Origin of the sequence: Burkholderia sp. Ap-955, assembly GCF_011753045.1 — a bacterium.
GTDB classification, from domain to species: domain Bacteria; phylum Pseudomonadota; class Gammaproteobacteria; order Burkholderiales; family Burkholderiaceae; genus Burkholderia; species Burkholderia lata_D.
Genome location: NZ_VWWH01000155.1, coordinates 1 through 9,627, shown reverse-complemented (window position 1 = coordinate 9,627; position 9,627 = coordinate 1). Strand labels below are relative to the sequence as shown.

General features: G+C 66.5%; 9 protein-coding genes and 1 pseudogene. 4 read left to right on the top strand and 6 right to left on the bottom strand.

The genetic code is table 11. The annotated features are described in order from the left end of the window. A pseudogene (locus F3J15_RS36165) lies at window positions 1-202 on the top strand (hypothetical protein); the annotation flags it as partial. Window positions 203-1,076: 874 nt separating this feature from the next. After that, a complete protein-coding gene (locus F3J15_RS36160) occupies window positions 1,077-1,913 on the top strand; it encodes a bifunctional allantoicase/(S)-ureidoglycine aminohydrolase (RefSeq protein ID WP_039349877.1) in 837 nt (278 codons plus the stop codon). A 276-nt stretch (window positions 1,914-2,189) separates the two neighbouring features. On the opposite strand, the gene F3J15_RS36155 is transcribed toward F3J15_RS36160, so the two are convergent. The 3 genes from F3J15_RS36155 to F3J15_RS36145 all read right to left on the bottom strand — a co-directional run bounded on the left by F3J15_RS36155 (window position 2,190) and on the right by F3J15_RS36145 (window position 4,537). Continuing rightward, entirely contained in the window at window positions 2,190-2,792 is a 603-nt protein-coding gene (locus F3J15_RS36155) for a hypothetical protein (RefSeq protein ID WP_069252642.1), read from the bottom strand. Window positions 2,793-3,320: 528 nt separating this feature from the next. Then, window positions 3,321-3,572, bottom strand: a complete 252-nt coding sequence (locus F3J15_RS36150) for a hypothetical protein (RefSeq protein ID WP_166897403.1) — start codon at window positions 3,570-3,572, stop codon at window positions 3,321-3,323. 170 nt (window positions 3,573-3,742) lie between these two features. Continuing rightward, window positions 3,743-4,537: an aminoglycoside phosphotransferase family protein gene (locus F3J15_RS36145; RefSeq protein WP_166897400.1), complete on the bottom strand. Its 795-nt coding sequence runs from the start codon at window positions 4,535-4,537 to the stop codon at window positions 3,743-3,745. A 238-nt stretch (window positions 4,538-4,775) separates the two neighbouring features. Between F3J15_RS36145 and F3J15_RS36140 the strand changes: the two genes are divergently transcribed. Both F3J15_RS36140 and F3J15_RS36135 read left to right on the top strand, forming a co-directional pair. Next, window positions 4,776-6,902: a PBP1A family penicillin-binding protein gene (locus tag F3J15_RS36140; protein ID WP_166897397.1), complete on the top strand. Its 2,127-nt coding sequence runs from the start codon at window positions 4,776-4,778 to the stop codon at window positions 6,900-6,902. A gap of 8 nt (window positions 6,903-6,910) precedes the next feature. Next, window positions 6,911-7,522 (top strand): trimeric intracellular cation channel family protein, encoded by a 612-nt coding sequence (locus tag F3J15_RS36135; protein ID WP_089448558.1) that lies wholly within the window; start codon window positions 6,911-6,913, stop codon window positions 7,520-7,522. Window positions 7,523-7,607: 85 nt separating this feature from the next. Here F3J15_RS36135 and F3J15_RS36130 read toward each other — a convergent pair whose 3' ends face one another. From F3J15_RS36130 to F3J15_RS36120, 3 genes are all read right to left on the bottom strand, one after another. Further along, complete coding sequence (locus F3J15_RS36130; RefSeq protein ID WP_166897395.1) at window positions 7,608-7,994, bottom strand: VOC family protein; 387 nt, start codon at window positions 7,992-7,994, stop codon at window positions 7,608-7,610. Between the two features lie 112 nt (window positions 7,995-8,106). Next, window positions 8,107-8,928: a heme ABC transporter ATP-binding protein gene (locus F3J15_RS36125; RefSeq protein ID WP_069252637.1), complete on the bottom strand. Its 822-nt coding sequence runs from the start codon at window positions 8,926-8,928 to the stop codon at window positions 8,107-8,109. 19 nt (window positions 8,929-8,947) lie between these two features. Then, a partial coding sequence (locus tag F3J15_RS36120; RefSeq protein WP_166897392.1) for an iron ABC transporter permease occupies window positions 8,948-9,627 on the bottom strand: 680 nt, incomplete at its 5' end.

The window sequence follows — 9,627 nt, the reverse complement described above, 5'->3', positions numbered from 1 at the left end:
CCTCGGCGGCGGCGCAGGTACCGCGGCAGGCAACGCGATGGGCGGCCGCACGGGCGGCCTGCTGGGTGCGGCTGTCGGCGGCGGCGCCGGCGCGGCGCTCGGCGGCAACATGTCGCGCAGCTCGTACGAACGCGATTACGGCGGTCGCGGCGATCGTGGCTATCGCCACCGCAAGCATCACCACCACCGCGACTGGGACTGATCGCCGCTGGCGCGGCTTGGTGCGTGAATGGCGCACCGGCGCGCCGACGGCGTCGGCACCCGACGCGAGATTCGGCCCGGCGGCCTGCCGGGCCGTCATCGCCGGCCAGACCGGCGAACCCTTTTCGGCTTCCTCAGCCGCGGCCAGACGCCCGATCGACGGGCCGGCAAGTTTCCCGCCTCGCTGTATTTCCCCGTTTTCCGACTACACCGCCTCTCGCGACTGAATGCGTCCGAGGCGTGCCGATACCATTCGCGTCCCGTTCGATTTCCGTTGGCACGTTCTGCGGCCCGCGATGGCTCATGATTGGCGCGGTGCGGCTTGCTGCGGTACGCACGTCGTCGCACTCCAATCGGCGTAACCAGGTGTATCGCGAACCGTGCGCGCAACGGGAATAGCTGCGGTTATTCGCCCACGCCTTTTGCGTCCCGGCGAACGTGCACGTTGCCCCGCCCGTCAGGATTTCCCTGATAGCCGGAGCGTCGCTTCGCCCTTCCTCACCGCGTATCGCGACTGCCGGCTGGTAGTGGGAAATCGAATGGAATCCATCGCAACATTTAATTGGTCGATTGCGAACGACTTCGCTATCGTCGGCGATGCTCGCGTACGGCATCGCACCGTGCCGCTGGCCGCGCCTCGCCGCATGATCGATCGCGAGCGCCACGGCCCGGTCGCCGGCCCCACAAGCATGGGCCGCCGCGTCCGAAGAACCGGACGAACCCGTCGCGAAGCCTGGCCGACCGAACGAAGGCGCATGCGTCTTCAAGCCACCCCGGCAACGACATCCCGCCGCCGCATGCGTGCCCCACGCGCGTACGTGCCGCCCGATGCCGTTGGCACCCGGGGCCGGACCAACCCATTGCCTGGATGCACTATGTCTAAGACAACGTATTACGCGCCGCATGGCGGCCACCCGCCGCAGACCGATCTGCTGACCGATCGCGCGATGTTCACCGAGGCGTACGCGGTGATCCCGAAGGGTGTGATGCGCGACATCGTCACGAGCTGGCTGCCGTTCTGGACGAACACGCGCCTGTGGGTGATCGCCCGCCCGCTGTCGGGTTTCGCAGAAACCTTCTCGCAGTACATCGTCGAAGTGAACCCGGGCGGCGGCAGCGACAAGCCCGAGCAGGACAAGAACGCCGAAGCCGTGCTGTTCGTCGTCGAAGGCGAAGCCGAGCTGACGCTGCAAGGCACGAAGCACGTGCTGAAGCCGGGCGGCTACGCGTTCATTCCGCCGGGTGCGGACTGGACGCTGCACAACGTCAGCGATGCCGCGGTGCGTTTCCACTGGGTGCGCAAGCACTACCAGGCCGTCGACGGCATTCCGCTGCCGGAAGCCTTCGTGACCAACGAGCAGGACGTCGAGCCGATCCCGATGCCGGGCACCAACGGTGCATGGGTGACGACGCGCTTCGTCGACATGAGCGACATGCGCCACGACATGCACGTGAACATCGTGACGTTCGAGCCGGGCGGCGTGATTCCGTTCGCTGAAACGCACGTGATGGAGCACGGGTTGTACGTGCTCGAAGGGAAGGCTGTGTATCGCTTGAACCAGGACTGGGTCGAGGTCGAAGCCGGTGACTTCATGTGGCTGCGCGCGTTCTGCCCGCAGGCGTGCTATTCGGGTGGCCCTGGCCGCTTCCGTTATCTGCTGTACAAGGACGTGAACCGTCACATGAACCTGTTGCTGAACCCGGCGCGTTAAGCGTCGTTCAAGCAGTCGGATCAGTCGAATGTGAAAGCCCGCCGGGGAATACCGGCGGGCTTTTTTGTGCTTGATGGATTGTCGCGGATGTCGTTTGCCGACCCGTTGCTGCCCTTCAGGCCCGTGCAGTGCCTCCGGCCGCTTCCAGGGAACCATGACCGCCGAGCGCGTCGCCTGCGTCCGGGAATCCGCGATCCCGCTCTAGCCGAAGCGCGGATTGTGGGGCAACGGGATGCATACTGCTGCGAGTCGTACGCATCCCTCGGGTGTCGGCGATCAATAAGCTGCGATCTTTTCGGTGTGCTGCTGTTCAAGGGGCTTCCTGGATTTCGCCAGTGCCGTGATGAACAACATGGTGGCGATTCCGCCGGCAATCAGTACAGGGTAAGCGGCCAGGATCTGGAACAACGAATACTTCCAGCTCAATGGGCGCCCGACGCCCAGCATCGCCGCATAGAACCACGACACTGCGGAAATCACGCCAGCGAAAATGGCAACCATACGCCGTTCAAAGGAAAGCTCCAGCAAGGAGCCCACTTTTTGCAATGCCGGGAGGACCATCGAGTGCAAGGCGATACCGTTGAAGGTCAGCAAGGCGACGATGCCGATCTTGGCCTGGAGTTTGGGATTGTGGAGATACGTGAGGCCCTGAGTCCGCATGTCGAACGCAATGATCGCAATGCCGGTGATCCAAAGCACCGTCAGCGCCAACGTGACGGTGCGCTGCAGACTGGCCAGGTGGACCTGGTCAAGATCCTCGGGTGCGTCGGAATCCAAAAGCCGCTTGACCATCGCAATGTCACTGGTCAGCACGAGACCAATCGCGACACAGCAGGCGATGAGATGAATAAAGACAATACCCAACCGTACGAATTCCATTTTTCTGTCCTCGTTCGCGCAATGCGCAAATTTAATTTGTACCGTCGACAACCCGGTTGATTCTCCTCAGTAAATTAGGAGTGCGATTAAAGTATTAAAATAAGACCACGAATCCTGCTGTTACGCCGGCTTAAGTCATGCATGACAAGAACGACTCGGCGACCCGATTACGGATCGTCGGGGTCCTGTCGGACTGCTTACAGTCGAATCGATACTCATTGCGAGTTCGACCGCTGGAGTCCGCACGGCGTGCGGGCTTGCAGGGTCGGATGGCGAACTGTCGGGTATCCGGCATGGCGTGACAGGCAGAATGAAACATCGCCCAACTGCCGGATGCCGCCGGACGACCCGCAAAATTTACGGGATGTGTCCGCAACGAATCAACCCGACTTGTAACGAAATGCAAAGAAGGGCAGGTGCGACAAATGGGCGCGGCGAAGGGTTCGACCCGGGCGTGGCTCACCCGGACAGGGGGGATGCCGTATTGTTACTATTTCGATCGAGTCGCGATCGACGCGCCGAATCCTTTTACATTTCCTTGAAAAACGCTGAAAGGGTCGCAGGCAACAATGCACGTTGTGAAATTTTCATATGTGGAATTGAGCAATATCGACTGCTCGAAATTCCGGTGAGAAGAGGCTCGTGGCGTCGAAGATCGGCAACCGCAATTTGACCGTGGCGGCGGAAACGCGGATGAAACTTCATGGCCGATTCCGGTTGGCTGGGCGGGGCGCCCGACAAGAGGGTAAGGGAGACGTAATGATCGACTTTGGCCGGCATGATATGCCGCCATTGATTCGGTGAGCGTCCGCTGTCCGGTGCTGAACCGACGGATCCGGCGTCACACGGCACACCTGTACGAACGGCAGACGATGGCCGAGAGCAGCCGGCTTTCCCCGCATGCTCAAGGAATTCGCGATGAACCTTGCTTTCGTGGTCGGTGCGTACCACTACAGGCCGAGCGTGATCGCCGCGCGCGTCGCGACCTGCAACCGCGTGTCGGGCAGCAGCCCGTCCTCGATCAGCCACACCGCTGACAAGCCCGACCACGCGAGTATCCACTGCAGCAGCTGGCGGCGATCAAGCTTCCCCGCCTCGGCCACCAGCGTGACACGCCGCTCGAAGCGCACGGGATCGACCGCAATATCGTGCGACGGATTGCAGAACAAATTCGCGTAGTCGAACGCGCGATCGCCGCGTAGCGCCTTCGGGTCGATCGCACGCCAGCCGCGATCGCCGAAATGGAGGATGTTGCCGTGATGGATGTCGCCGTGCAGGACGACTTCATCGACAGGCGGCCCGGCGAGCAGCTGGCGCGCGACCGTTGCCGAGTGGTGTAGCACGTCGCTGCCGGAAGCATCCGACAGCAGCGCATGGAACCAGTCGTGCAGCGGCACGACCGACGGCGGCTCCGGCGCACGATGCGCATGCAGTCGCTCGACGACGCCGCAGGCGATGCGCATCGCGTCGTCATCGTGGCCTGAAGCCGAAAAACCGGCCAGCGTCGGCGCCGGCTGCGCCCGTTCGAGCAGAATCGCATCGCCGTCGTGCAGCCACACCTGCGCGGCGCCTTGCCCGTTCCACCACGTCATCAGCGCATTGCCGCGACGCTCTTCGTCGCAGGTGGCGACTTTCAACATCGCCGGCCGCGATTGCCAGACGACGGGCAGCAGGCCGCCGCTCGCGGTCAGGATCGGGCCGCCGTCGGGAACGAGGCCCCACAGGCCCAGGTATCGATCGAACATCACACGATGCTACAGCCGAACCGGCTCGCGCGCAGCACGGTGCGTCCAATGGTGCGTCACGCGGTCGCAGATGCGAAGTGAACGGCCCACGCGCACTTTCCTAAATAAAATTTAGCCAGCCAAACTTTGGCTAAAGAATGTTCCGGTTTCGCGCCATCCCTTCGACAATGCGCGCCTTTCGTGACCAGTCGGTGCCGCTCGCGCACCGGCCGTCGCAGCATCGAAGAAGGAGCCCGACATGACCGACCACACCGCATCCCCGCCGCCGCCACCCGCCCCGCCGCCGCCCCGCCGTCGCCGCGTGTGGCGCACACTCGCGGGCGCGCTTCTCGGCCTGACGGTCGCATGCGCGGGCATCGGCGCATGGACGATCCAGCGCATCTGGACGCAGTTGCCGTCCGTCGAACACCTCGCCGTGTACCGTCCCGCGCTGCCGCTGCGGATCTTCTCGCGCGACGGCGACCTGCTGGCCGAATACGGCGTCGAGCGGCGCGAGTTCGTACCGCTCGAACGCATCCCGCCGCTGATGCGGCAGGCGCTGCTCGCGGCCGAGGACGCGAAGTTCTACCAGCACGGCGCGGTCGATTTCAACGGCCTCGCGCGTGCGACGTTCGCGAACGTCGTGACCGGGCAGCCGGGGCAGGGCGGCAGCACGATCACGATGCAGGTCGCGCGCAACTTCTACCTGACGCGCGACAAGGTGCTGAGCCGCAAGCTCGCCGAGATCCTGATGGCGACCAAGCTCGAACGCGAATACAGCAAGGACAAGCTGCTCGAGCTGTACATGAACGAGATCTATCTGGGTGAGCGGGCCTACGGTTTCGCGGCGGCCGCGAACGTGTATTTCGGCAAGCCGCTCGACGCGCTGAGCGCGGGCGAGGCGGCCGTGCTCGCGGGGCTGCCGAAGGCGCCGTCCGCGTTCAACCCGGTCGTCAATCCGGCGCGCGCGACCGCGCGGCGCAACTACGTGCTCGGCCGGATGCATGCGCTCGGCCAGCTCGACGACGCGACGTATCACGCGGCCGTCGACGCGCCGATCGCGCTGGCAACCACGCCGCCGCCCGGGATCATCGCGGCGCCGTACGTCGCCGAGCGCGCGCGCCGGATGATGGTCGAGCGTTTTCACGACGATGCCTATACGCTCGGCCTCGACGTGACGACGACGATCTCGATGCGCGACCAGCGCGCGGCCGAAGCATCGCTCGCACGCACGCTGAGCCGCCAGCCGCGCGCGAAGCGCGATGCGCGCAACGGGCTCGAAGGCGCACTGGTATCGCTCGATGCGGCAACGGGCGACATGCTCGCGCTCGTCGGCGGCGCGGATTTCAACCGCAACGTGTTCGACCATGCGCTGCAGGCGTATCGCCAGCCGGGCTCGAGCTTCAAGCCGTTCGTCTATTCGGCGGCGCTGGAAAAGGGCTACTTCCCGGGCGTGCTCGTCGACGATACGCAGCGCACGCTCACGCATGAGGAAACCGGCGCGCGGCCGTGGCGCCCGCGCAATTTCGCCAACAATTACGAGGGCTTCATTCCGGTGCGGCGCGGGCTCATGCGCTCGAAGAACCTGGTGGCGGTCAGCCTGATGCAGGCCACCGACGCGCGCTACGTGCAAGAGCACGCGGTGCACTTCGGCTTCGACGCGCAGCGCAATCCGGCGTCGCTGCCGCTCGCGCTCGGCGCGGGCGCCGTGACGCCGCTCGAACTGGCGAGCGCGTACAGCGTGTTCGCGAACGGCGGCACGCGGATGGAGCCGCGCCTGATCCTGTCGGTGAAGCAGCGTCACGGCGGCGCGATGTACGAGGCGACGGCGCCGGCAGGCGAGCGCGTCGTATCGGCGCGCAACGCGTTCATGATGGACAGCATGCTGCGCGACGTCGTGAAGTCCGGCACCGCGCGCGGCGCGCTTGCGCTGCGCCGCGACGACACGGCCGGCAAGACGGGCACGTCGAACGGGTCGAAGGACGTGTGGTTCGCCGGCTACTCGTCGGGCATCGTCGCGGTCGCATGGCTCGGCTACGACACGCCGCGCCCGATGGGGCGTGCGACCGGTGCGTCGCTCGCGTTGCCGGTCTGGCTCGACTACATGAAGACGGCCGTCGACGGGCGTACGCCGGTCGAGGCAACGCCGCCGCAGGACGTCGCGCTCGTCGACGGCGACTTCGTCTACGCCGAATACACGCGCGGCGCGTGCACGGCCGACGTGCCGTCGTACATCCGCAGCCGCTTCGCGTGCGGCGGGGCGGCGGCGGTGGCCGGTGCATCCGACGCGCCGGGCAACGACGGCAAACCTGCCGAGCCGATGCCTGCGGCGGTCGATGCGGCCGAGCGCGAACGCGTGCTCGACCTGTTCCGGACGGGTGACTGACGCGCACCATGCATACGCTTTATCTGATTGCAATCGTCGCGGAAGCGATGTCGGGGGCGCTGATGGGCATGCGCCGCGGGATGGACCGCTTCGGGCTCGCGCTCGTCGGCGCGGTGACGGCGCTCGGCGGCGGCACCGTGCGCGACGTGCTGCTCGGCCACTATCCGCTCGGCTGGATCGCGCATCCCGAGTACCTGGTGATCACGCTGGTCGCGGCCACCGTCGCGTCGTGGGCCGCACGGCATGTCACGCGAATGAAGACGCTGTTCGTTACCGTCGACGCGATCGGCCTCGCGGCGTTTACGATCATCGGCTGCGACGTCGGCGCGTCGACGGGCACCGCGCCGATCATCGTCGTGCTGGCCGGTGCGATCACGGGTGTCTGCGGCGGGATGCTGCGCGACCTGCTGTGCAACGAGATGCCGCTGATCCTGCGCGAGGAGCTGTATGCGAGCGTCGCGTTCGTTACGGGCGGGCTCTATGTCGGGATGCAGCATCTCGGCATCGATGCGGGGTTCGCGACGATCGTCGCGCTGGCGGCCGGATTCTCGATGCGGATGCTCGCCGTGCGGCTCGGCTGGAAGATGCGGACGTTCGGCGCGGCGGATCTCGAGCATTGAGCCGGGAGGCTTGCCGTCCGCGCAGCGCCGGACGAGGGCGATGCCGGCCTGGGCGTTTGAGTGAACGCCCAGGCCGAACGGACAGTCAGTCGGCCTGCATCACCTGGAAGACGTTGCCTTCCGGATCGATGCCGTCGTACATCGTGTACGCGAACCCGTCATGGCGCTTGAGATCGCGCACCGTCACGCCGCTGCGGGCCAGCCGGTCGCGATGCGTGCCGATGCCCTGGCCGATCGAGAACACGAACTTCACGTGGCTGGTTTCCGCGCGTGCTTCCGTGTGAGCGGTCACCGCGTGGCGGAACGCCGGACCGGCGAGATGCAGCGCGAGTTCGATGGCGCCTGCGCCGAGCACGACCCACTCGTTTTCGATTTCCTCGATGACAGGCAGATCGAAATACCGTTGGTAGAACGACTTGAGCGATGCGACGTCCTGGACGTACAGGATGACGCGGGTCATCGGAAGCGGCACGTGGGTCTCCTTGAAGGGGATGCGCGACGCGCGAATGATACGTTGTGACAGTCGTTGCTATCGACAAGGCAGGGCATCTGGCGACGCCATGCTCATGCGACACACGCCCGCGCTACGCCGGCACCATCACCGGCGGCGCACCGTCGCCGGTGTCCACCATCTTCACCGCGAATCCGTAGCACCGCGCGATATGGGCCGGCGTCATCACGTCGCGCGGCGTGCCGTGCGCGACGATCGTGCCGTCGGCGAGCATCGCGATCGTATCCGCGTGCCGTGCGGCGAGATTCGGATCGTGCACGATCGCGAGCACGCCGAGCTGCCATTCGCGTGCAACGGCACGCACGGTTTCGAGCAGGCGGTGCTGATGCGACAGATCGAGCGCGGCGGTCGGCTCGTCGAGCAGCAGGTAGCGCGGGCCGCTCTCCGCCGCTTCGTCATCGGGCCACAGCTGCGCGAGCACACGGGCGAACTGCACGCGCGCGAGTTCGCCGCCCGACAGCGTCGTGACATCGCGGCCGACGAGCGCATCCGCGCCCGCGCGTTCGAGCGCGCACCACGCGATCTCGCGATCGCGATGCGACGTCGCGCCACTGCGCCGCGCATGCGGATAGCGGCCGAGCAGCACGATTTCGTCGACGCTGAACGGGAACGCCGGCTGCGCGGCCTGCGGCAGCACCGCGCGCAGGCACGCGAGCCGCGGCGCGTCGATGCGCGCGAGCGGTTCGCCGTTCAGCGTGATGTCGCCGGTCACGCGCACGCCGTTCGGCGCGACGCCGCCGGTGAGTTCACCGGCGAAGGTCTTCAGCAGCGTGCTCTTGCCCGCGCCGTTGCGGCCGAGCAGCGCGGTCACGCGACCGGGTTCGATCGACAGCGACAGGTCGCGCAGGATCGCGTTGTGTCGACGGGCGACGTCGAGGTGATGGGCGGTCAGCATGGTCGTCGTGAAAGAAGGGTTAGCCGCCGAGCGCGCCGCGGCTCTTCCACAGCAGCGCGAGAAAGAACGGTGCGCCGAGCAGCGCGGTCAGTACGCCGAGCGGAATTTCGGCGGGCGCGGCGACCGTGCGCGCGGCGAGATCGGCGGCAAGCGTCAGCAGCGCGCCGAGCAGCGCGGCGCCCGGCAGCACGATGCGCTGGTCGGGGCCGCACGCGAGCCGGACGCAATGCGGCGCGACGAGCCCGATGAAGCCGATGATGCCCGCGCACGACACCAGCGCGCCGACCGCGAGCGCGACCGCGACGAGCACGCGCCGCTTCAGCCGCTGCACGGGCACGCCGAGGTGCAGTGCCTCGGTTTCGCCGAGCTGCAAGGCATTCAGCGCGTCGCGTTCACGCGCGAGCAGCGCACCGCCGATCGCGACGCACGGCGCGACGGCTGCCAGTGCGGACCATTGCGCGCCGCCGAGGCTGCCGAGGCTCCAGAACGTGAGCGAGCGCAATTGGGCGTCGTCGGCGACGAACGTGAGGAGCCCGATCGCCGCGCCGGCCAGCGCGTTGATCGCGATGCCGGCGAGCAGCAGCAGCGGCAGTGCGAGCCGGCCGCGCGACGCGGCGAGCCGGTAGACGAGCGCGGCAACCGCGAGCGCGCCCGCGAACGCGGCGATAGGCAACGCGGCCGTGCTCACGTGCGCGGCAA

Coding starts and splice junctions, on each gene's coding strand:
- F3J15_RS36160 (WP_039349877.1), top strand. CDS start 1,077: ATGTCTAAGACAACGTATTACGCGCCGCATGGCGGCCACCCGCCGCAG.
- F3J15_RS36155 (WP_069252642.1), bottom strand. CDS start 2,792: ATGGAATTCGTACGGTTGGGTATTGTCTTTATTCATCTCATCGCCTGC.
- F3J15_RS36150 (WP_166897403.1), bottom strand. CDS start 3,572: ATGCCGGCCAAAGTCGATCATTACGTCTCCCTTACCCTCTTGTCGGGC.
- F3J15_RS36145 (WP_166897400.1), bottom strand. CDS start 4,537: ATGTTCGATCGATACCTGGGCCTGTGGGGCCTCGTTCCCGACGGCGGC.
- F3J15_RS36140 (WP_166897397.1), top strand. CDS start 4,776: ATGACCGACCACACCGCATCCCCGCCGCCGCCACCCGCCCCGCCGCCG.
- F3J15_RS36135 (WP_089448558.1), top strand. CDS start 6,911: ATGCATACGCTTTATCTGATTGCAATCGTCGCGGAAGCGATGTCGGGG.
- F3J15_RS36125 (WP_069252637.1), bottom strand. CDS start 8,928: ATGCTGACCGCCCATCACCTCGACGTCGCCCGTCGACACAACGCGATC.